Genomic DNA, 22,562 nt, shown 5'->3' with positions numbered 1-22,562 from the left:
ATTTTAAAAATTGAACATCAAACATGTCGACACTGCATGGGCATAAACTACTCCTTCCTTATCGCGTAAGTCAGCTTCAACAAGGGCTGTCGTTTTACCCTTGTGGATGATTTTTCCTGTGGCAGAAAGAACAGGCGTTTGAAGGTTTATCCCTTTTAGAAAATTTACTTTTAGTTCCAACGTTGTGTAGCCCGTGCCCTTCGGCAAAACGGATTGCAGCGTACATCCCATTGCTGAATCAAGTACAGCTGTAATAACGCCGCCGTGAACACTGCCTAAAGGATTGAAATGATACTCCTGAGGCTCAAACAAAAATGTAGCTTCTCCTTCGGCAATTTCCGGCTTACTAAAACCAAGGGTATATAACAGTGGCGGAAGAGGAATTTCGCCGCTACTCATTGCCTGCAGGTATTCCATGCCGGACATTGTCCTTGCTTTTGACGCACCGGCGAGCGGATCGTCCCACGCGTAGGTTCTGCATCTGTTTTTTGTTGTCATATCATTTAATTATACCAACTGGTATATTTAAAAACAAAAAAATAGTTCGCTGATTTCCCTTCATTCAATTATAAAGTGCTTCGTTTGTTATTAAGTTACACAATGATGGTAAAATGATTGACAAATATAGGAAATAAATTTTGTAATATACCAATCGGTATAATTTATGGGTATATGGAGCAGAACCTCTAATTTAGTGCATTTGCCCATTGAATTATTTTAGTTTGGCAATTTCATTACGATTGCTAGTTCCATGGTGAAACAGATTTCGGAGGCTGGCACAGTGTAATAAATATATTTGGAGACTGTCTTTGGGTTTGTTTGTTGTTTTAAGACGCAAAGTCCCAGGCTCAAGACAGGGCCATGATGGATACTTTGGGAAAAGATAATTTATGCGATGCTCTAATACATGGCCGGACTTCGCGTAAATAAAAATGAACAGCTGCTGATACTGCAAGAAAAAGCTTTCATATTAGTTCCTTGACAATAAGCTGCCGGCGCAGTACATTAGATATTGTTTTGATAACCAACTCAAATGTTTAGTGATGAGAAAAAGAAGGTTCGACTATGATGTAATAGTAGTTGGTGCCGGAGCTGCAGGGATTGCGTGCATGAAAGAGCTGGTTAACCGTGGTTATACCAACACTATATGCCTTGAAGCATTGAACGCAGTTGGAGGTCGTGTCAGGTTTAACAATAAGTTTGGCGATGTTGGTGGCATGTGCCTTCATTTGCCCGAAAAATTGTTGCGAATTCAAAATTTACATGAAGAATTTTGGGGCGCAGCTGATCTCATCAGTTTTGCAAGAAAAAATGACTTCCGGTTTATACGGGAGAATGAAAAGCCCAATTTCAGACTTTACAAAAATGGACAAAGAATAAAAGAAAGCCTGGTAAACAAAGCGAATGATGCCATAGAAACAACAATTGAAAACACGATCAAAAAAATTGAACGAAGGGAGTTACCGTCCGATATCTCACTAAAAGATGCGTTTTCTAAAATATTCAATGACGATCTATGCCGCTCTCTTATTTCAACCATATATTCCAACACTGACACGGGTTTAGATGCAGAAGAGATATCATTCATGGATTATATCAATACAATGCCGTCTAATCCTGGTTTGTTTCCGCAGGACGGGATGGGCACATTACTTAAGGCGTATGCCCGGTCAATTCGAAATTACATTTCCTTCAGTAAGGAAGTTATATCTGTTAAAAGCGAAAAGGGGAGTATTTTAGTTGCCTGCAGAGATTCAATAACGAATGCGACTTTCGAACTAAGCACTAAGATGCTTGTAATAACAATTTCTGTTGGCGTTCTGAAATCATGGATAAAGGAAAAAAGGATCGCTCTGCCGGAAGAAAAGGTCAGCGTGATCAACAGTCTTCAAATGGGCTACCTGAACAAGAATATTCTCTTAATGGACGAACTTTTTTTCGACGAAAACCATATTAGCAGTTTCACACATATAAACATCAGAAGCAACCGGCTAAATAGGGATGCCAATTTTCTTGCTTTGAAGATGTTCGGCAAACACATACTAATAAATTTTGTTGGTGGGAAAAAATCGCTTGAGTACGAGAAAAAGGGGACCGCGTATGCAAGGAATGCTTCTCTAAAAATTCTGGCGTCAGTTTTTGGTAAGGTTGTTTTCGACTACTGTAAAGACTCTTATTTGTCTCAATGGAATAAAGACAAATACTTTTTGGGAGCTTACAGTGCCGCCTCGAGAAATAACTTTCAGGCCCGGCTGTTACTTTCTCAGCCTTTGGATAAAAACATATTTAAGGCTGGAGAGGAAGTATTATATCATAGTGACCAAATGTCTTATCATACACATATCAGTGGCGCATTAGACAGCGGCTTCATCGTAGCTAATCAGGTTATTAAAGAACTGGCGCTTGAAAAGTCGTGATTCTTTTTTTCATGCAGGGCTATATGTTTGCGCCCGGGCATTCCGGCTCCTCACTTCACCCACAACTTCTTTTTTACAACTTGTTCTATCACCTGGTCTCTGTAATTTCTGCTGACAGGAATATTGTGGGATTGAATTCGCACTTCACTGCCATCAATCGCCTGTATTTTGTCGATGGCAACGATGTAGGATTTATGTACGCGGATGAATGATTGGCTGTCTAAATTCTGTTCCAGGTTTTTTAAGTACAGCAATGTCATAAACTTTCCGTTAACCGTGTAAATGGTTACATAGTTTTGCATTCCTTCTATGTAGAGTATATCGGCTATCTGGATCTTTTCATATTTGTTGCCGCACTTAATAAAGAAGTAATCGGGTGCATCGTTTTCTTTTGAAGGAATGTTTAATGCCTTGCTGGAGATGAGCTGATGATAATCCTTTGCCTTGGTTACTGACTTAAAGAACCTGTCGAACGTTATAGGCTTCAGCAAATAATCCAGCACGTTCAATTGGAAACCTTCTAACGCGTAAGTCGGAAAAGCAGTTGTAATAATTACCATTGGCGGTTTCTGTGTAATTTTAAGAAATTCAATGCCATTCATTTTGGGCATTTGAATATCCAGGAAAATAAGATCAACAGTATGTTTGTCTAATACAGCCGTTAACTCAACAGGATTCTCACATGTAGCTGTAAGATGCAAAAAATCTATTTCTCTTACATAATTCGCTAAGCCTTCGCGGGCCAGTGGTTCATCATCAATAATTGCGCAATTTATCATCACATTACCGTATTAATGTTTTAAATAGCCAATGCCAGGTCCGGTTTTAATTGTATTCCATCTCCGCTAACTGCCTCTTCTGTTTGTAACAACAATTCAATATCAAACCGGCTGCCGTCGTTATTGATTTTTAGATTGTATTTTCCTGGGTAGATCAGGTCCAACCTTCGTTGAACATTATGCAGACCAATTCCTCCATAGTCAACAACATCTCCGGAAGCATTTGGCGATGTGCTGTTTGAAACAGTAAAATGCAGTAAATGTGTCTGGTCTATATGCAACCGGATAGCGATCCAATTGACTTCGTCTGTATGTTTGGATACATGCTTAAAAGCATTTTCAACGAACGTCATTAAAATAAAAGGAGCAATAGCCAGTGGCTTTGCATGATAACCTGTTAATTGAAAGTCGATCCTGAGGCGATCATTTTGCCTGAGCTTTTCCAGCTCTATAAAATTGTGCAGATACGAAATCTCCTTGTCTAACAGAATCTGATTGTCGTTACATTCATATAGCTGATGACGCAACAGATCTGAAAACTTGGCCAGCGAATCCGATGCCTTATCAGGGTTTTTATGGATCAAAAAAAATATTGAATTAATACTGTTAAAAAGAAAATGCGGATTGAATTGATACTTCAGGAATTTCAACTCTGTTTCCAGTTTTTCTTTCTCAAGCAATTGTTGATGACGCTGCGTTTGAATCCAGTTTTTTGTGAGTTTGATACTCAGTGCAAGCGTCATAGAGGCCATGGTTGATGGCAATGCAGTAGAGAAAAAGGAAAAGAAAGATGCATTTTTTCCATATAGATTGCTTATCGGTCTTCCTGATAAAAAAGCGCTAAAGAAATAACCCGATACTATTATTACCGAGGTGGCTAAAGTAATCAATAACAGGTAGCTGATATATAACGCATAACGCCCTTTGGCGAGATATTTTGGCAGAAGATAATACAGGTTTATGCAAACGGCTATCGTTTGGAAGACAACATAAAAGGAGAACTTGATGGAATAAGGCGTAAACAGCAGATTCTTCATTACAACAACAGGATCTCCAACTGCAACAACCCACCAGATGTAATTGTACAACAGCCAAAAAGGGAACTGGTATAATTTATACCTTGAAATCCAGTTTTGACCTTCTTTTTGGCGAGTGGTGATTTTCATTTGCCATGAATTTATTGATGTGAGATTATGGCGCCGCAAGAACTATTACAAAATACGCAGATTTTGGAGATTTTTTCGGCCACACTATACGAAATCACGGAAATACTTGACGAGCTGATCTTATGGGTATATAAAAGACGTGTAAGACATGTAAGACAGTAAGACATGTAAGATAGTAAGACATGTAAGATAGTAAGAGTTGAACATCGTAACCTGACACCTCACACCTGATACCTGATACCTCAAACCTTATGCCTTATAATTTATGCGGCTTGTCAATTCAGTACGACGCTTTGTCATTTGATCATTCTTAACTGTTATGGCGTTTGTTTCTTTGTTCTTGTTTTTCATTATCACATCACATTTTTAAATAGCCACAATATGAGATGTATGCTCATTATCCTGGTTTTATTTTGTGCGCTGGACATTTCACACGCCCAGGTGTCCGGCCGGGTGACAAAGGTTAACGGTCAGCCCATTGCCTTTGCTAACGTCCAGCTCCTTTATGCAGCAGACTCAACCAACCTTAAAACCGCCATCACTGATGAAAACGGAAGATACCGGTTGGAGAAAATTCCCGCGGGGCAATACATTATCAGAATAAATAGCGTTGCATACTCAACATATATCACGTCTTTTGAAACATCGAGCGGGCAGGAAAATAAAGATCTCGGAACACAGGTTCTGACAGAAAGTGTACAACAATTGGAAACCGTTGTGGTAAAGGCGCAAAAAGCTTTGTATCAGCAAACAACCACAGGCACAATCGTTAATGTTGAAAGCAGTATTTTATCAAAGGGCAGCAGTGCACTTGAAGTGCTTCAAAGATCGCCGGGCATTTTGATAGATTATAGAAACGGCGGCATTACCCTGAATGGCAAATCAGGTGTACTCATCATGATCGATGGAAGAATTTTACGAATGTCTTCTGCACAGATCATAGATTTTTTAAATAGTATGAGTGCCAATGATATTGAAAAAATTGAACTATTATCTATGCCACCGGCCGGCTATGACGCTGAGGGTAATGCGGGCATCATCAATATTGTACTTAAGAAAAATAAAAATTATGGGACGAGCGGATCTGTCAACGTCACGGCCGGTTATGGTTGGGCACAAAAGGCAACTGCCGGTATAAACCTTGCTCACAATACAAAGAAGATAAACCTTTATGGCACTTATACTTTTTCCCGCGACAAAACATATAGCGATCTCGATATAGTGAGCTATCAAAACATGCAGTTATTTGGTGGGCAGCTGGATGTCCGGTTGCATGATACTACTAAGGCCAGCCTCAGCAACCATGCAGCGACTGCCGGTATTGAGTATAAAATAACTCCACACACCACAGTAGGGGCCAATATAACGTACAATTCGAGCCACGACCTACGCACCACCTATTCTCATTCCACCTACAGACTTATGCCAGATTCAATTTTATTTTTTGATGGAACGAATGCCGGTACCGACCGCTGGAAAAATATGCTTGCATCTGTGTATGCGGAAAAACAATTGGGAAGCGGTGAAAAGCTTCTGTTTGATGCCGATTACCTACACTTCAATAACAATGGTCCGGCCGTTATCAGTAGCTCTTTTGTTACCAAAGAAGGTGCTGTTGTAAACAATAATGACAGTCTTTTTTCACCCAGTCAGCGAACGTTTGCAAATACTTCTATAAACGTTATTGTTGGCAAAATGGATTATACAAGGCAGCTCTCAAAAAGGATTAAACTTGAAGCTGGATTTAAAGGCACATTCACCAATGTATCAAGCCATTCAGGGATTGAAAGCCTTGTAAACGGTGAATGGGTAAATCGTTCGGAAAGCGCCAGCGGCATTCTTATGAAAGAGGGCATTGGCGCAGCCTATGCGTCGGCAAATGTTGAGTTAAGCACTGCTACCAATCTTGTCGCCGGATTGCGTTACGAGTATTCTTCTACCTACATGAGCGAACCTGATACAAAACAACACGTGATTGAACGAAAATCAGGCATGCTATTTCCAAATATTTCGGTCACGCATAAACTGAAAAATAAATCTGAGCTGCAACTGTCTTACACAAAAAGAATAACGCGTCCGACATATAATGATCTGGCCTCTTATGTAGGCTACAGTGATCCCACCGCTGTTTACACCGGCAACCTGTTTTTAAAACCGACAATAACACATAACCTCAAGCTGGGTTATTCCTTTAGAAGCTATGCTTTCTCTGTGTTGCTGAGCAGGGATGTTAATCCAATTGCAAGATATCAATTGACAGAAAGCCCATCGGGTGATATATTATTCGTTTCGCCTCAAAACCTGTTATGGCAAAATAATATGAGCTTTCAGGCTACCATACCTTTAAAAGTAAATAACTGGTGGAATATGAGCTATACTTATACAGGCGGACCGCGAATGTTTAAACTTGACTACACTAAGCGTCCTGTTGAAAAAACTTATTTCGGATTTTCTTTTAATTTTACCCAATCATTTAAACTTCCACGCAGTTTCTCATTTGAATTATCGGGTTGGTATAACGGATCTTCTTATAATGGCTCTGTAAAAATGGGTGGCTTTGGCGCCTTAAATGCGGGAGTGAAAAAAGAACTCAAAAACAATTGGGGCACACTTCAACTTGCCGCAAGCGATCTGTTACGAAGCGTTCATATTCATTCCTACTATGGAGCTCTTACCGATGAAGCTTTTCATATCACCAATCATGTTATATACAATCCTGAATCAACCAGGTTTCCAATTGTAAAACTCACGTACTCAAAATCTTTTGGCAGAGCAGCAGGTAAAAAAGAAAAGCAAAACAATGGTAGTTCGGATGAAAGTGAAAGGATCCGGAAAGAGTAACAACAAAGGGTTTTTCTTTCTTGTATTAAAAAAACTCTGTGAAACTCAGTGCCTTCTCCTGTATTTCTCTGTGTAACCATAATTTTCATTCAATACCATGAACAATTATAGTTACACAAAGAGCACTGAGCAGACACAGAGCTGCACAGAGATTATGCTTGCAAACAAATCTCAATCTTTTAACGCAACAGTTGCAGTTTTTATTTGCTTGTTGTCTTCCCAAACACAAAGCACTGCTTTGTTGTTTGCAGGTTTTAAAACGGGAAAGCTTCCTTTACCAAGCGTAACTTTACTTCCGCCAGGTAACAGGCACGTAATTTCACCTTTGTTGACCCAGGCGTACGTTATATTATTTGCTATTGCTGTGATCACGCAACTCTTGCCCTCACCAATTTCTTTTTCTGGTTTGCCCGGCTCTTCGGCGTATATTGTAGCCTTTCTGCGCCAGACTGTTTCGGTTTTGCCATCGTCCGTTACTGTGATCCCACCACCATCCATGGGGCATCCGTTCAGCGCCCAGCTTTCCGTGCCCAGTTTCGTCGCCTGGCCAAAGCTAACGCCATTATCCAATGATTGAATTAAGTATAAGTCTCTATTGCCTTGCAGCCAGTTGCGAAACATAACCTTTATCGTATTGTTTTTTACGTACACTGAAGGTTTGCAACATTCACATACTGTACTATCGGGCGATGAATAAATGAGCTTGTTTTTCGACCATGTTTTGCCGCCATCCGTTGAGCTTGCACCCACTATCTTATTGCGTTTGTTTCCACGCAGATCAAGCCATACCGCATACAATAGGTTTTTATCACCGCTTAGGGACATTAATCCCTCTTTAGCAACAGTGTCTATGTCGTTCACTCTTGTAGGTGAGGACCATCGCTCCGGCGAAGTTTTGGTGAATGAAAATATATCGCCTCCGGTGTTAGAAGCCATGACGGTTATACCCGCTTCGGTTGCTGCTATTTGCGGTCCACGGGAATAAGCAAGCATAAGGTTGTTGACTTTTGCAACCAACGAAGGTTTTGAAAAATTACGTCCGCCGTCGGTTGACATGCAGTATAAAATGCTATCCCCATTGCCATAAACCAGATGCAGATTGCCTGATTTATCGTTGATAGCATTGGGCATTTGTCCATGCGAAACGATAGATGTGGTTACATTCGGATCTTTCTTTTTCCAGCTTAACAGGGATAATATCAAAAGACCGGGCAAACAGTAATGGTAAAACTTCATATGAATTCAATTGTTAATGGAATATAATGATTTATTGAACATTTATTCCTGTTTTTCGGGATTCTGCTGCTAAAAAGGAAAGTACCGACAATTCAAATTAATTACAATAAGATGGTAACAAATTGCGTGATTGAAGAATATAGTTTAAGTAACAGCACTTTCATTCTACCACATTACAGCCAAAATCTGTTCTCGTTCGATGATTGTTCTGTAGATGATAATTTACAGCAAGCGTGTGGCCAGTTCAAAACATATTTTGTTTAATGTTTCTCATATATAAGCAGTTAGTTTTGGTAAACGCCCGGTATTTTTATGCCGGGTTTTTTGTGAATAGATGTTGGTGAAATAAACATAACACGTTGGTGCAATTGTAGAGACGTTGCATTGCAATTGTAGAGACGTTGCAATGCAACGTCTCTACGGGCGTTCCGCCCGTAATTAAAAAAATCAACCTGCAACTCCGGCCTTTGTCGCATCCGGAACCTCTATCAATTTCCCCGATTTTACATCATAAATATACCCATACACAGGAATTGATTTGGGAACAAGCGGGTGACCTTTTATACGTTTTACATCTTCTGTTACGCTTTTGGCAAGGTCAGTAAAAGTGAGGAAGGAAATAAATTTTGCTTCATCAGAACCGCCGCTTTCATCGTTGTTTTTCCAGCCGGCATCAGTTATAGAGGCTGTCAGCAGGCTAGTTGACAAAAGGTTCCGCATTATTTCGTCAGTGAACAACTGCATACCACAATCTGTGTGGTGTATCACAAACCATTCTTTTGTTCCCAAAAGCTTGTGGGATATGATGAGAGAACGGATCGCATCATCACTGGCGCGGCCGCCTGCATTGCGGATAACATGCGCATCTCCTTCAGCAAGTCCGGCATATTTTGCCGGGTCAAGTCTTGCGTCCATACATGTAAGTATTGCAAATGCTCTTGCAGGTGGTAAAGCAAGATTTGCCTTATCGCCAAATGAATCGGCATATTGTTTATTCGCTTCCAGAACTTCTGTCAGTACGGGGCTGTTTTCAGCTGAAGAGGTGTTTGACATAGAGTAAAATTTAATTGTTTAATAATTATGTTAGATCTGATACCAATTGAGCTGCTGAGAAAGGGATTAAAAAGTAAATGCTATTTTATCTACACGCAATTGTTTAACAAATAAACCAACATCCATATTCCAAAAAAATACAAGCGCATTACATTTCTCTACAAAATTAGTAGGATATTATTTTTTTGCAAGTTTTGCGGTAACTATAATTATTTCTTAAAACCAACGCAACAGGCAACGAAAAGATGCTCCGGCTACTCTTTGAAAAAAAACTGCTATGAAACTTATTTACCCTTTATTAACGTGTTTGCTTTTTAGCGCTTGTTTTTCTCCATGGTCTGGTTATAACCCAGACCCTCTTCCGCCGATAGTTAAAGCCTGGGTTCCGGTGTATGGACCGGATAGCATCTATAAAAAAGTTACCTACATTGATAGCGCCTATCCTGTTAGAAATGCAGGAAAAATTTATGTGCTTGGCAGGTATATTTACCAGGCTGAAACGGGCGAGGGTATTCATGTAATAGACAACGCTACGCCCTCAAATGCCAGGCGCATTGCATTCATTAAAATAAACGGGTGCCAGGAAATTGCCATGAAAGGCAATTATCTATACACCAATAATTACAACGACCTGATAACTGTAGATTTATCTGTCGCCTCTAAAGCAACTGTTGTTTCCCGGCAAAAAAATGCTTTTACAGCCCTTTCATCTTCGTCAGCCTACTGGTATTTACCGCCACCTCAAAGTGGCTATTGCGTTTGTGCTAACAACTATCCTGATTCCGTTATTGTTTCATGGAGAGAAGACTCTGTTACAACGAAGGATCATTGCGTTGGATACTATTAGATATGGATGGTGATGCGTTTGTTTTTCCGTTTTATTAATTAAAAGATAATGTTATGAAAAATATATGCTTTATAATTTTTCTCTCTGTAATAGCATCTGCCTGCAGCAAAAGCAGCAGTTCAAGTTCTTCAGAAAGCTCATCATCCGGACAGGGCGGATCGCTGGCCAGGTTTACAGTTGTCAAAAACTTTTTGTATATGGTGGATTGGAGTTCGCTGAAGTGTTATGACATTTCACAGCCTTTATCTCCCGTTCTCAAAAATTCGGTACCGTTGAATTGGGATACTGAGACGATATTTCCCTATAACAACAACTTATATATTGGATCAAGAAATGGCATGTATGTTTTTTCACTGAAAGATCCTTCAAACCCCGTAAAGCTTGGAGAGGTCTCGCATCTTAGAAGTTGTGATCCTGTAGTAGCAAATGATACAATGGCCTTCGTAACCCTGAGGGCTGGCACCACCTGTGGTAACGTTACAGAAGGGCTTTACGTCTACAACATAAAAGATCCGCTGAAGCCGGAAGAGGTGAAACTGCTGCCCATGACAACGCCTATAGGGCTGGGGCTAAATGACACTATCCTGTATGTATGCAGAATGAGTGATGGATTGAGTGTAATTAACGTTAAGAAGCCTGGCGAGCCGGAGATCCTGCAAACAATTAAAGGAGAAACCTTTAAGGATGTAATTGCATATAATAATTTGTTGATCACGTATGTTAGCAATGGGTTGATTCTGTATGATATTTCAACACCGGCGGAACCGGTGGAATTAACGCGATTAACCAATTGAATTGGTTAAACACATGTAGAGACGTTGCATTGCGTAGAGACGTTGCAATGCAACGTCTCTACAGGCGGAACGCCTGTTGCAATTGCCAAACCCTACCTTTCAAACGCAATCCATTGAACCATCGATTGCTGAAAACGCAATGCGTTGTTTACGTACAAAAGATAAAGATCATGCGATCCTTTGATGCCGGAGATGCTGCATAACATTTCCGATGGCCCCTTGGCATTGGCATTCTGTGGGAACACTGCAATGCGTTGGCCGTGTAATGAATCAAGATGCACTTCAAAACTTCCGCCGGAACCTGTTGTGTGCAGTTTGAGTTGCCGGATGCCTGACAGATCTATATTTTTTACTACAGCATTGCTGCCGTGAATTGCGCTTAATCCATTGCTTTCTACTTTCATGTCGGTGAGGTTGGTGAAGTCCTGTGGGGAGAGTTTGTTGGTCCGCAAAACATGTGATGCGGTGGCAGACAATGGCCCGATTATTTTTCCGCCGCGATCAGTATAGCTTGCTTCAATAACATAGAAGCCATTTTTTTCCGTTGTGGCCTTGTTTGTTAATGTTAAACTTCCTGCAAGGGGTATTTGTTTTGCGGCGGTGGTATTGGCTTGTAATGAAAGAATATATTTTACAATTTCAGTAGTTTGTTCTGTTGTCAACTGCGGATGAGCGCTCATCTGTGCTTTGCCCCATACACCTGAGCCACCGGTTATGATTTTATTTGCAAGCTTAGGTACAAGCTTGTCATCTTTTGCTGACTGCCTGAAATAACGTTTTGATACCGAGTAAAAATCCGGACCAACGGATTTGTCTTTTAATAAGTGACATGATTTGCAATCACTTTCATTCAATAATATTTCTCCGCGGTTTACGAGCTTGCCATCGCTGGTTGTTAATCCTTCCTGTGCGGGCTGATAAGATAATGTTGCTGTAACATTACGCCCGTCAATGCCATTTTGTAATGTGCCATCTTCATTGTCGGTCACGAGTATCTTGTATTGTAATGCATCGTGATAGAACGTATTATTATCAAGCACGATTGATATTTCCGGCGAACTGTTGCCAATTTTTATTTCCTTACGATTTGAGCTTTTGAGACCGGAAGGGTCTGTAACCATAACCTCAACATGGTGAAGGCCCGCATTGCTGAATGTATATTTCAAATCACTTGTTGTGTCGCTCATTTTTTTGCCGTCTATGATCCAACTATAGCTTAGCAGATCTTTATCACGATCAAATGAGTTGCCTGCGGAAAATGATACAGTCAACGGTTCCGGGCCAGACTCGCGATCTGCTTTCAGTTGCGCAACCGGCGCGCGATTGCCCGCATTGTATTCTATGCGCACCAGCCTTGCTTCAGGATTAGGTCCCCATGCGACGCCAAATTCAAGCATGTATAACGCGCCGTCGTGCGGACTAAAAGCCATGTCAATCGGTTTGTTGAACTTTTCAGTCGGCATCAGATCTTCTATTTTTTCCAGCTGCTTATCATCGTTAAGTCGCACAACTTTCAACCAGTTTCGCATCCAATCACCAATGAACCATGCATTATCAAAATATTGTGGAAACTTGATTGATGACCGTAGCTTTTCATCGTAATGATAAACAGGCCCGCCAATTGCAGCACGGCCACCTTCACCCATTGATGGAAACTTATCAGACTTAGTATAAGGATAATAAATGGTTGCAGGTTGTGCAGGCGGCAATATTTGTGACCCGGTATTCAATCTCGATTTGTTAGATGGTTTTGCAGCATCGGGCGTATCGAGTAATTGATTTGTCTCAAAATCAATATGCGGGTAAGCTATATTGTTTCCTATGAAGAGTGGCCACCCGTAATTGCCTGCTTTAGCAGCGATATTAAATTCATCGTAGCCTCTGGGCCCTCTGCTGCTATCCACGCCTGCATCGGGACCAATCTCGCCCCAATAAAGCGTATTACCTGGTTTGTCTACATAAATGCGATATGCGTTACGACATCCCATAATGTAGATCTCAGGTCGCCCCATCTTTTTGTCGCTGAATAGATTTCCCTCGGGAATGGTATAACTGCCATCTTCTTCTGGATGGATGCGACATATCTTGCCACGCAGATCAGCTGTATTGGCGGCTGCCCGCATATCATTCGCCAATTCATGTCCCGCGCGTTCGTCGTGAGGGGAGTAGGTGGTTTCAAATGCAGTGGTATTGTCACCCGTTGAAAAATAAAGATTGCCATTTGCATCAAATGACATTGAACCTGCTGTATGGCAACAAGTGTTATCGTATGGGATCTGTACCATTTTCTTTTCGGTGCTTAGATCCAAAGAATCATTTACCAGTGTGAAGCGTGAGACCTGCGCAATTTTCTCTTGTATATCCGGAAGAAAATAGTGGAGGTATATCCTATGATTGTCAGAAAAATGTGGATCGAGCGCCATGCCGATCAATCCGAACTCTCCATTATCTGAGTTTTTGATGTAACCGATTTGTTTGATTGCTTTTGTACCAGGATTTAACTTCATAAGCAGCCCATTGGTCTGTATAAAGTAAACGCTGCCATCTTCTGTAATCTCCAGCTCCTGCGGATTGTAAAGGTGTTCTTGTAGAACGACGCGTTTAAACCGGTCTTCATCGGGCATGTTTTTTTCGTTGCTTTTCATGTTCTTACATCCTGCTGTCAGTACAAATAAAATTAGAAGACATAAAAGTGTTTTTGAGGTGGTTTGATGGCTAAGCATGTTGGTGAGTTGTGAATGTATTCTTCTAATATAATATTTATTGTTGTTTTTAATGTGAACGGGAAACCTATTTATTAAAGCGTTATAAATGAGCAGGATGGTGCAGGATGGTTGAGGTGGGTATTTGGCAATGTTGTATTTGTAGAGACGTTGCATTGCAACGTCTCCACGCAATGCAACGTCCCACGCAATGCAACGTCTCCACGCAATGCAACGTCCCACGCAATGCAACGTCTCCACGCAATGCAACGTCCCACGCATTGCAACGTCTCCACGCAATGCAACGTCCCACGCAATGCAACGTCCCACGCAATGCAACGTCTCCACGCAATGCAACGTCCCACGCAATGCAACGTCCCACGCAATGCAACGTCTCCACGCAATGCAACGTCCCACGCAATGCAACGTCTCCACGCATTACAACATCTCCACGCATTGCAACTATTAAAAGTACCAGTGATTAAAACGAACGATTCAAGGTTGTTTTGTTTAGGTTCATAGTCATGTTTGTAGCAGCATTCTTTGGACAACTTGATGTCTTCTGTGGAGCTGGCGTGATTTATAATTACACACAGAAAGCCAGGAAAAGACACAGCGTGCACAGAGGATTTAATTGCAAATTGACATAAACAGTTGTTATAAGCCGTTATGCCGCTTTCTTCATCATTCTGTTCTTCAACCATTTTCTCACAGGAATATCAATGCTGATCATTACAATATAAGCCAGTAATATCATCGCAATTGTACCGGTAATGATGATGGGAGTCATTTGGCCGATGTTCGGTTTGTATTTTTCAACATAGCTCATGAAGATCCAGATGAACGGATAATGAACCATGTATAAGGGATAAGAGATCTCACCTGAAAACCGGCAGATCTTTGCAAAGGCCGGACGTAAAGTTGCGCCAGCGCCTAAAGCAACAAGGAATGGAAGATAAAAGATCACGATTGCCGGATCTACTATCCAGTTGAGCTCTTTTACAAAAGGAACCACGAAAGCCGCCACTGTTAAAATTCCAACCGAAAGAAATCCCAGTTTCGATTGAATGATCCAGCGCGAACGGTATACAAGGATGCCTGCCAAAAATGAATAGCTTACTCTTATCAGGCCACCAAGAATATTATCACCGCCCCAGCCACCGCTCAGATTGGTTGATCTGCGTGCCTCATAAGCCAATGCACCTGCAGCTATAACAAGCAGCACCCAAAGAATCTTTTTAGGAAGCCTGATAAGAACAATCGCATACACAATGTTCACTACATATTCCCAAAACAAGGACCATGTAGGCGGATTAAGATGAAAAAGATTAAAAAAGCGTTCGCGCACCACCGGATAAGGAATCATCAGACAAGAAGCAATAAACATCGGTAACAGCTTGTCTGCGTATTGTTGATGAAGATTGCTGAACGGATCAAATATAAAAGCCAGCAGGCCAATAATAGATCCTATAATCACCAATGGGTGCAAACGGATCAAACGCAGTTTTAAAAAAGACAGCACGCCAATTTTCTGCAAACGGTTATCATATGCGTAAGCAATGACAAAACCCGATAAGCAGAAAAAGAAATCAACCGCCAGGTAGGAGTGGGCAATGAAGCTTTGGGTATAATCCGGAACTGCAATTTCCATGAAATGAAAAATCACTACTGAAACAGCAGCAATTCCTCTTAGTCCATCCAAAATTTCAAAATGTTGCTTCGTTTTTAAAAGATCAACCCTGGGAGCTGTTTCAATCATTTCGTCCTGTTAAATAATGGCTCAAATAGTATGCGCCCCTTCATTCCGATCACACGTAAAAATGGGGGTATCGGCAAATATAACGGAAAAAGATAAAATATTGCACATGGTACAGAACATATAGCATTGGTAGTTTTGACACTTATTCTTACAAACAAAGGGGCAGAATAAAAGAAAGGATTATTTGATGGTTCTTTGTAAACAACAGAGAAAGCTTAAAGCTCAAAGCCTAAAGCTCAAAGCTGAACGAAGCGAACGTTTTTAAACCATTTAAGAAATATAAGAACAAATAAGAGCTTTGCCCAGGATGATATTAACACTTAAACGACAATGTATTTACTTAACCAGCGCCGACCTTCACCATTGACCATTCACTATTCACTAGTTGTATAGAAGGCGTATAAGAGTAAATAACAACTTTTACCTTAGGACTATGATAACACTAAAACGAGAATGCATTTACTTATCCAACCCGAACGTTCACTATTGACCATTGACTATTCACTAGTTGTATAGAAGTAAGGTGTCAGCGGCGCCAATGTTTCTTTGTAAACAACTGAGAAAGCTTAAAGCTCAAAGCCTAAAGCTCAAAGCTGAACGAAGCGAAGGTTTTTAAACCATTTAAGAAACATAAGAACAAATAAGAGCTTTGCCCAGGATGATATTAACACTTAAACGACAATGTATTTACTTAACCAGCGCCGACCTTCACCATTGACCATTCACTATTCACTAGTCGTATAGAAGGCGTATAAGAGTAAATAACAACTTTTACTTTAGGACTATGATAACACTAAAACGAGAATGCATTTACTTATCCATCCCGAACCTTCACTATTGACCATTGACTATTCACTAGTTGTATAGAAGTAAGGTGTCAGCGGCGCCAATGTTTCTTTGTAAACAACTGAGAAAGCCTAAAGCTCAAAGCCTAAAGCTCAAAGCTGAACGAAGCGAAGGCTTTTAAACCATTTAAGAAATATAAGAGCAAATAAAAGTTTTGCCCAGGATGATAATAACATTTAAACGACAATATATTTACTTAACCAGCGCCGACCTTCGCCATTGACCATTGACTATTCACTAGTTGTAAATTAATTACGTTGTTCTAGAAAATGCTATTAAGTAAGCTTTGGGAAATAAGGACTGACGGAACCGGGTTCTTAAATATCCTTACATACCTTATGTGGTTTAAAAAATTACATCAGCTTTCTCAATTCCGCCAGCCTGTCAATTCCAATCGTTGGTTTTATAAAACCTCTCAATGGTCTGGCAAGGTCGAAAGTTATGTAGATAATTATTGATGCCAGCAACAAAAAGCCTACTATAACAAGCCATTCCTTAGGCTTAATGTTGGCGGGCGTTGTAAAACCGCCGATAAAGCTGATACATAATGCCAGAAAAAAAAGCATGTAGACCACCAACTCGGGAACATCAGACAGGAGCAGTGCATCGCGTTTGGAAGCAATGTCATACATGCCGGTGAGAGAAGCCAACATATTGGCACTGGTTATACCCATGTTGGGCAGATGTGACGCTGCTATTGTTTTCATCCAAAGTTGCTTTTTGACATCTTCGGTGGTTTGTTTTGCTTTGATAAATTTTTCGAGATCTGCTGCGTATTTGTAATAATCTATCTGCGCTTCCAGGTATTTCTGCATGTCAGGTCGCAGGCCGGTACGAATGCTATCTGGAAACGTCTCAACGCGCAGGATAGTATTCCGGATGACGTTTGATTCATCAACCATAATGGTGCGTACGTTATCAAATCTTGCTGAGGACTGGCTGAAAGTAAACGCCAGCATAAAGCCCCATAGCCCAAAGAGTGCACCGAGCAGCGAGTTAACACCACCTCTGGATTCCTGTACATCATGGCTGAAGAATTTAATTTGGACTAATTTTCCCAGAGATACCATGAAAATGCATCCGACGAAGAGAAACAGGCATAGTACCCAGGCATCTGTTCTAAATAACAAAGAATATTTCATTTTCCGTTATATTGAAAGTATAAAGTGATATGTGTTGGATGAGCAGGTCATTAATTAAATAACCGGCTTCGCGGCGGGAGGATATTTAAGAACAGTACGTATTTCGCAGCATATATTCAATTTTGGTTTGTCTTTTATTAAAGCAGCAAGTAACCCTGTGAATGGCAGAAGGGGGCAGGATAAGTTTACTGCGTTCAAATGAGGTCCGGGATAATCATCGTTAAGCATTCTTCAGCTTCACAATCTCCTTTCCTCACAAAAATGTCATCTTTAGTTTAAGTTAAACATTTCAAATGGCTTCGCCAAGCGCAAGGCAGTATCTATTGGGTTTTTACTGTAAAACCTCGCTTCGGGAAAAGGTGAAGCCGGGTACAAAGCGGTTCCGGAAATGATCAACAACCTGTTGAGCGCATCTTAAACAGAAATGACCGTTAAAAATTTAGCCTCCAACAGACTTGATTTCCGGGTTATAAATAATAATTGTAAAAAGTACACTTTTTTTTGTTTTTTGAGAAAAAGCGCTATTTTTATAAATGTCAATTATACATTTATAAAAATGGCGAAAAGATCTCAACGAACTGTAACCTAAAGCAAAACCCGGATTATTAAGGGATGGCAGTGTTTGAACGAAGATCAATTCGATAATATGGCAACAAGACGAATACGCACCGTCACGACGATAGGAGAGGTCCCACAAAATTAAACCTGTTGAATGTTTGGAGATGTCTCCTGTCGTTGACATGATGTTCAATCTTCGTCAACGCAACTTAATATGATCGTCCGTAACGGCCTGGTGATAAGAAGCAATATCGAATAACACAGTAAATGTCGTGGCAAATGGCGAGCAGGTATCCACCAGTCAGCAGCAGTTTGTAGCCATTCCTTACTATGCATGGGCCAACAGAGGTAAGGGAGAAAATGCTGCTATGGTTTCGGGAGAAAGTGAAGGATGTACAGTTATTTACAGAATAAAGCGGTGGATCGTACAATGAGGAATGGATGAAAACAGCAGATTGTTTTTGGCAAATAACTAAATACCCCCGGTGTATTCCGGGGGATTTAGTATCAAATTTCAGGATGATTGTTTGATGTATTCCATGACTCCGAATTTGGAATTCATCACTCTTTTATTTTGATCAAAAACTTCCATTGTAAAATCCGTGATCATTATACCGGATTTGATGGTCAGTTTCTTATTGTCACTAGAAAGTTTCCATTTGCCCTTGCTAACTTTTTCACCGTTGATGCTTTCAAACTCATCGCCTTCTTTAAACACCTGGTAAACCTGGTCGGTTTTGAAGTAGGTTTTAATATCCCTGTCTTTTCCGTCAGCGCCTGTCCAGCGAACCAGTTTCCACTTGCCGATCAGTTCTTTTGCAGTCTGCGCATGAGCAGCAGTCAAAGAAAACAGAACGGCCAGCATCACCAATATCTTTTTCATAAATCTATTTTTTTGCAATGTTCAATATTTTGGCGAAAACTGCAAAAAATGAGCCATCAAAACCATTGGTAAACAGCATAAAACCGAATGCTAAATATATATGGCGTAAAATGTAAGATGTTTGAAATTTGTATGTTTTTGTTTGAATTTTGTGGAGGGTAATGGGACACAGAGGGCACGGGAAGACACAGAGTAGCACAGAGAATAGTGCAGACATGTCATACTTAGCGTTGCAATGACTCGATAAAGCACGTTCACTCATGTTGACGAGCCATGCTTAATAAGACCAGATTGAAATGACTATACGAGAAGAGTTTGACAGCTTCAAATAGCGATGGCTACAATTGAAGCCCTAGTTAATGAGAGGCTGTTTTGGTTTGTTAGTACCCCGGTAATCTTACCGGGGTTTTGTTTTTGTAGCTTATAGTAAATTATGTGGTTGGGTACCGGTTGTAAATAATCCAGATCATAATTAACCTGGGACGTAGCCTGGCAAAAAAAATCAGGATAGCATTGGAGCAAATCAATGATCCTTAAATCAGAGATCTTCAAATCAGACATCCTGAAATCAGCGATCACTACATCAGCGATCATCACATTCATCCTACATCTCTCTCGACATCTTATTATTTCCCGGGAAATCCAGCGTTTCCTGTTTAGTATTAAACTTATTCAAGCGGAAATTGAGACTAACTAAAAGAAATCTTGACAATACATTTGACCTTGTATCCTGAATGTAGTTGTCACCGGTGCTGCGCCAGATGCTGACATTCTGATTCAGCAGATCATATGCTTTCAGTTTTAACCATACATCTTTTTTCTCGGAGAAATACTGCACTACATCTGCATTCAACATGTTGATGGTTGTGTTATACCCGGCTGCCTGGCCGGTTGTTTGCCTGTAATCATAGTCAATATTGATTTCTGTTTTACCGGAGATGGAGAAGGTTACATTGGGGCTTACAACAAAGAAATAGGAAGTGTTGCTTAGATCTGGCTGAAGAGAGTAGTCGCTTGTTTGTCTGACAAGACTAACATCAGTATGAAGATCTATCCATTCAGGTGTGTCGTATGTCAAACCCATGTAAACTTTTGAATAAGTATTGTTGGTTTTGTTTTCCTCGCCATTCAACAGATTGATGTTGTGAGAGGCATTGGCATACAGGTTGATGTTCCATTTTATTTTTTCTCTTCCGAAAACGAATGGTCTGAAATAAGAGAACCATGCGTTCCAGTTGTATGCTCCGTCCATGTTAACAGGTTGTGTTGCCTGCCTTCCGGTAGTTTGATCGAAAGTGTTGCTGCTAACAATGTTGTCTACGATGGCAGAGAAACTTGCGTTGGAGTTAAAGCCTGTTTCTTTGCGTGAATTGTAGTAGTTGTATGTATAGCGCGCATTGTGTATTTGCGCAAACTTTAATCCCGGATTGCCGAGTCTTAAATACAAAGGGTTGGTATTGTCCACTATCGGCTGCAATTGTATAGCCTGAGGCGCTTGTAAATTGAAATTGTAATAAACGTTGAATCTTCTTCTTCTTCCGTTTGAATAATAGCTAAGGTTAGGAGAGAAGCCTGCATAAGATTGTTTGTAAGATGTGTCTTTACCAAAAGTCTCACTCACAAGCTTTGCATCCTGCCAACGGGCGCCAACCCCAAACCCACTGTTCTTGCCATTATAATTATAGTTAACGGATGCCGTATTGTTGTACGTAAAATTATTGAAGTGATTGCTTAGCGAATCATTGAAATGATCGTAATAGCCTGTTTGGGCGTTATAGTCATACACTTCTTTGGGTGAATTATTTTTGCCATAACTGTAATTGTATCCAAAGTTAAGAACACCCCTTCTGCCAACCGGCTCACTGTAGCTCACACTGGATCCCAAACGTGTTCCGTGATCCTGGTAATTCTGATATTGATTCAGTAACAAGCTATATGCGGTGCTATCAACAGGCGTGAAGTAGTTATTTGATTGATTATAGCTACCTGATTGCCTGTTATTGATATCATGCCAGAAGTTCATGAACAAGTTCCTTCTTGTTTTGCCAAAGCGGTGATTGAGACTGATTTGACCATTTGACGTAGGAACGGTTGTTTTGTTGGTGCTTAGCCTGGCGCCCTCATTTATTTTTACAGCTCCGCCGGGCAATGTTGTATTAAAAACTGAAGCTCCATCATAATGGCTGATATTATATCCTGCATTTTGATTAACGCGAACCATAGTGAGTGAATCCGGTTTAAATTCAAGATAGATGCCGGTATACAAATTATTGTTGATGGATGTGTTGTTGTTTTTTTCGTCGTAATAAGTGGAAGAATCAGTGAATATGTTCTGCCTGCTGATCGATTGTTGTTTCACTGTCTTATTCCTGTCATAACCAGCCCACGCGCTGAAGTCGAGCGTCTTGCCAAACTTATCGGCATAATTGGCTTTCAGTTGTTTATTGTCGGTGATGCCGTTCCAATTGTCGTAAGAAGCATTATCACTACTACCGTTGTCATTTCTTCCTGTGTTATTCGCTCCGGCTACAATGGCTATTTTACGCTCATTGTTAAACATGTTGACATTGCCTTTTACCTCGTACCGGTTGTCTGTTCCGTATCCTGCATATTCTTTGCCAAACAGGCCACGTTTTCTGTTCTTTTTCAATGTGATGTTGATGATCTTTTCACGAACACCATCTTCAACGTTTGTTGCCAATGCCTGGTCACTACGTTTATCAATCACCTGGATCTTGTCAATGATGTCTGCAGGGAAGTTTTGCGTAACGGATTTTAAATCAGATCCAAAGAAAGGTTTGCCATCTACATAGATCTTAGTGACAGGCTCACCCTGGGCTTTTATTGATCCGTTTTTGTCAACCTCCATGCCCGGGATTTTCTTAAACACGTCTTCAACAGTACCGTTCTTGCGGACTTTAACTGCTGATGCGGTGAATTCGGTTGTGTCGGTTTTTATAGCTACGGTAGCTTTTTTTGCGACGATTGTAACCGATGTTAAAGCATCGTACGACGGTGCAAGAAAAATGGAGTCCATCGCAACTTTTGAATTTCCGTTTTTAAATGAAACAGCTTTGTCAAACGTTGTGAAGCTAAGTGCATTGATCCGCAATGTGTAAGGACCCGCTGCCATGCCGGAAAATGTAAATTTACCAGTGCTATCCGTTAGCACCGACCTAGCTACCGTTGAGTCTTTTTTTAATAACTGAACTGTTGCCTGAGAGACAGGATCCTTCGCGGGAGATGAAAATACACGGCCCGATAATTTTGTTTGCTGACTAAAGGCAGAAGTTACAGAAAGAAGTAGGAGTATCAAAATGATTTGATGGCGGCTGGCAGTCACTTTCTTCATACCACAAATTTAAAATCTATCTGTAAAAAACGCTGCATCTTTTGCCGTATAAAAAATGTTATTTACCGCAGAAGCTAATGACTGGTAGTTAAAAGCTGTGAGCTATCAGCTATTAGCTATTAGCTATGGAAGCGATTGACAAATCCGGTCTAATGAAAATATGTTGATACAAATGAACATACATGAT

Annotated in this window: 16 protein-coding genes; 5 read left to right on the top strand and 11 right to left on the bottom strand. The window is 40.6% G+C overall.

The features are described 5' to 3' along the window. Positions 1–3: 3 nt before the first annotated feature. A complete protein-coding gene (locus QTN47_RS12560) occupies positions 4–498 on the bottom strand; it encodes a PaaI family thioesterase (RefSeq protein WP_369329730.1) in 495 nt (164 codons plus the stop codon). 545 nt (positions 499–1,043) lie between these two features. Between QTN47_RS12560 and QTN47_RS12555 the strand changes: the two genes are divergently transcribed. Next, on the top strand, positions 1,044–2,417 hold the full coding sequence (locus QTN47_RS12555) for a flavin monoamine oxidase family protein (RefSeq protein WP_369329729.1): 1,374 nt from the start codon (positions 1,044–1,046) through the stop codon (positions 2,415–2,417). 50 nt (positions 2,418–2,467) lie between these two features. Here QTN47_RS12555 and QTN47_RS12550 read toward each other — a convergent pair whose 3' ends face one another. Together QTN47_RS12550 and QTN47_RS12545 are read right to left on the bottom strand one after the other, a co-directional pair. Continuing rightward, positions 2,468–3,196 carry a LytR/AlgR family response regulator transcription factor gene (locus QTN47_RS12550; protein ID WP_369329780.1) on the bottom strand — a complete coding sequence of 243 codons (729 nt, stop codon included), beginning with the start codon at positions 3,194–3,196 and terminating at the stop codon, positions 2,468–2,470. Positions 3,197–3,216: 20 nt separating this feature from the next. Then, positions 3,217–4,362 (bottom strand): sensor histidine kinase, encoded by a 1,146-nt coding sequence (locus tag QTN47_RS12545; protein ID WP_369329728.1) that lies wholly within the window; start codon positions 4,360–4,362, stop codon positions 3,217–3,219. Between the two features lie 381 nt (positions 4,363–4,743). Between QTN47_RS12545 and QTN47_RS12540 the strand changes: the two genes are divergently transcribed. Beyond that, complete coding sequence (locus tag QTN47_RS12540) at positions 4,744–7,203, top strand: TonB-dependent receptor (RefSeq protein WP_369329727.1); 2,460 nt, start codon at positions 4,744–4,746, stop codon at positions 7,201–7,203. Positions 7,204–7,374: 171 nt separating this feature from the next. Here QTN47_RS12540 and QTN47_RS12535 read toward each other — a convergent pair whose 3' ends face one another. Both QTN47_RS12535 and QTN47_RS12530 read right to left on the bottom strand, forming a co-directional pair. Further along, positions 7,375–8,439 (bottom strand): sialidase family protein, encoded by a 1,065-nt coding sequence (locus QTN47_RS12535; protein WP_369329726.1) that lies wholly within the window; start codon positions 8,437–8,439, stop codon positions 7,375–7,377. Positions 8,440–8,886: 447 nt separating this feature from the next. Next, positions 8,887–9,492: a beta-class carbonic anhydrase gene (locus QTN47_RS12530; RefSeq protein WP_369329725.1), complete on the bottom strand. Its 606-nt coding sequence runs from the start codon at positions 9,490–9,492 to the stop codon at positions 8,887–8,889. A gap of 277 nt (positions 9,493–9,769) precedes the next feature. Between QTN47_RS12530 and QTN47_RS12525 the strand changes: the two genes are divergently transcribed. Both QTN47_RS12525 and QTN47_RS12520 read left to right on the top strand, forming a co-directional pair. Further along, positions 9,770–10,339: an LVIVD repeat-containing protein gene (locus tag QTN47_RS12525; RefSeq protein ID WP_369329724.1), complete on the top strand. Its 570-nt coding sequence runs from the start codon at positions 9,770–9,772 to the stop codon at positions 10,337–10,339. Positions 10,340–10,392: 53 nt separating this feature from the next. Further along, a complete protein-coding gene (locus QTN47_RS12520) occupies positions 10,393–11,133 on the top strand; it encodes an LVIVD repeat-containing protein (RefSeq protein ID WP_369329723.1) in 741 nt (246 codons plus the stop codon). Positions 11,134–11,225: 92 nt separating this feature from the next. Here QTN47_RS12520 and QTN47_RS12515 read toward each other — a convergent pair whose 3' ends face one another. The 4 genes from QTN47_RS12515 to QTN47_RS12500 all read right to left on the bottom strand — a co-directional run bounded on the left by QTN47_RS12515 (position 11,226) and on the right by QTN47_RS12500 (position 17,582). After that, the gene (locus QTN47_RS12515) at positions 11,226–13,778 is read right to left on the bottom strand and encodes a PQQ-dependent sugar dehydrogenase (protein ID WP_369329722.1); all 2,553 of its coding nucleotides are present in this window, start codon (positions 13,776–13,778) and stop codon (positions 11,226–11,228) included. A gap of 160 nt (positions 13,779–13,938) precedes the next feature. Further along, entirely contained in the window at positions 13,939–14,292 is a 354-nt protein-coding gene (locus QTN47_RS12510; RefSeq protein WP_369329721.1) for a hypothetical protein, read from the bottom strand. Between the two features lie 210 nt (positions 14,293–14,502). After that, positions 14,503–15,594 (bottom strand): acyltransferase family protein, encoded by a 1,092-nt coding sequence (locus QTN47_RS12505; protein WP_369329720.1) that lies wholly within the window; start codon positions 15,592–15,594, stop codon positions 14,503–14,505. Between the two features lie 1,199 nt (positions 15,595–16,793). Then, on the bottom strand, positions 16,794–17,582 hold the full coding sequence (locus QTN47_RS12500) for a bestrophin-like domain (protein ID WP_369329719.1): 789 nt from the start codon (positions 17,580–17,582) through the stop codon (positions 16,794–16,796). An 830-nt stretch (positions 17,583–18,412) separates the two neighbouring features. Here QTN47_RS12500 and QTN47_RS12495 point away from each other — a divergent pair. Then, on the top strand, positions 18,413–18,574 hold the full coding sequence (locus tag QTN47_RS12495; RefSeq protein WP_369329718.1) for a hypothetical protein: 162 nt from the start codon (positions 18,413–18,415) through the stop codon (positions 18,572–18,574). 80 nt (positions 18,575–18,654) lie between these two features. On the opposite strand, the gene QTN47_RS12490 is transcribed toward QTN47_RS12495, so the two are convergent. Beyond that, positions 18,655–19,023 carry a lipocalin family protein gene (locus QTN47_RS12490; protein ID WP_369329717.1) on the bottom strand — a complete coding sequence of 123 codons (369 nt, stop codon included), beginning with the start codon at positions 19,021–19,023 and terminating at the stop codon, positions 18,655–18,657. A gap of 604 nt (positions 19,024–19,627) precedes the next feature. After that, the gene (locus QTN47_RS12485) at positions 19,628–22,375 is read right to left on the bottom strand and encodes a TonB-dependent receptor (protein ID WP_369329716.1); all 2,748 of its coding nucleotides are present in this window, start codon (positions 22,373–22,375) and stop codon (positions 19,628–19,630) included. Between the last annotated feature and the right edge of the window lie 187 nt (positions 22,376–22,562).

It is taken from the genome of Danxiaibacter flavus, assembly GCF_041060425.1.
GTDB classification, from domain to species: Bacteria; Bacteroidota; Bacteroidia; order Chitinophagales; family Chitinophagaceae; genus Danxiaibacter; species Danxiaibacter flavus.
This window is presented reverse-complemented; position numbering and strand designations above follow the sequence as displayed.

Coding starts and splice junctions, on each gene's coding strand:
- QTN47_RS12485 (WP_369329716.1), bottom strand. CDS start 22,375: ATGAAGAAAGTGACTGCCAGCCGCCATCAAATCATTTTGATACTCCTA.
- QTN47_RS12525 (WP_369329724.1), top strand. CDS start 9,770: ATGAAACTTATTTACCCTTTATTAACGTGTTTGCTTTTTAGCGCTTGT.
- QTN47_RS12515 (WP_369329722.1), bottom strand. CDS start 13,778: ATGAAAAGCAACGAAAAAAACATGCCCGATGAAGACCGGTTTAAACGC.
- QTN47_RS12535 (WP_369329726.1), bottom strand. CDS start 8,439: ATGAAGTTTTACCATTACTGTTTGCCCGGTCTTTTGATATTATCCCTG.
- QTN47_RS12550 (WP_369329780.1), bottom strand. CDS start 3,196: ATGATAAATTGCGCAATTATTGATGATGAACCACTGGCCCGCGAAGGC.
- QTN47_RS12490 (WP_369329717.1), bottom strand. CDS start 19,023: ATGAAAAAGATATTGGTGATGCTGGCCGTTCTGTTTTCTTTGACTGCT.
- QTN47_RS12505 (WP_369329720.1), bottom strand. CDS start 15,594: ATGATTGAAACAGCTCCCAGGGTTGATCTTTTAAAAACGAAGCAACAT.
- QTN47_RS12555 (WP_369329729.1), top strand. CDS start 1,044: ATGAGAAAAAGAAGGTTCGACTATGATGTAATAGTAGTTGGTGCCGGA.
- QTN47_RS12545 (WP_369329728.1), bottom strand. CDS start 4,362: ATGAAAATCACCACTCGCCAAAAAGAAGGTCAAAACTGGATTTCAAGG.
- QTN47_RS12540 (WP_369329727.1), top strand. CDS start 4,744: ATGAGATGTATGCTCATTATCCTGGTTTTATTTTGTGCGCTGGACATT.
- QTN47_RS12520 (WP_369329723.1), top strand. CDS start 10,393: ATGAAAAATATATGCTTTATAATTTTTCTCTCTGTAATAGCATCTGCC.
- QTN47_RS12530 (WP_369329725.1), bottom strand. CDS start 9,492: ATGTCAAACACCTCTTCAGCTGAAAACAGCCCCGTACTGACAGAAGTT.
- QTN47_RS12510 (WP_369329721.1), bottom strand. CDS start 14,292: ATGCGTGGAGATGTTGTAATGCGTGGAGACGTTGCATTGCGTGGGACG.
- QTN47_RS12500 (WP_369329719.1), bottom strand. CDS start 17,582: ATGAAATATTCTTTGTTATTTAGAACAGATGCCTGGGTACTATGCCTG.
- QTN47_RS12560 (WP_369329730.1), bottom strand. CDS start 498: ATGACAACAAAAAACAGATGCAGAACCTACGCGTGGGACGATCCGCTC.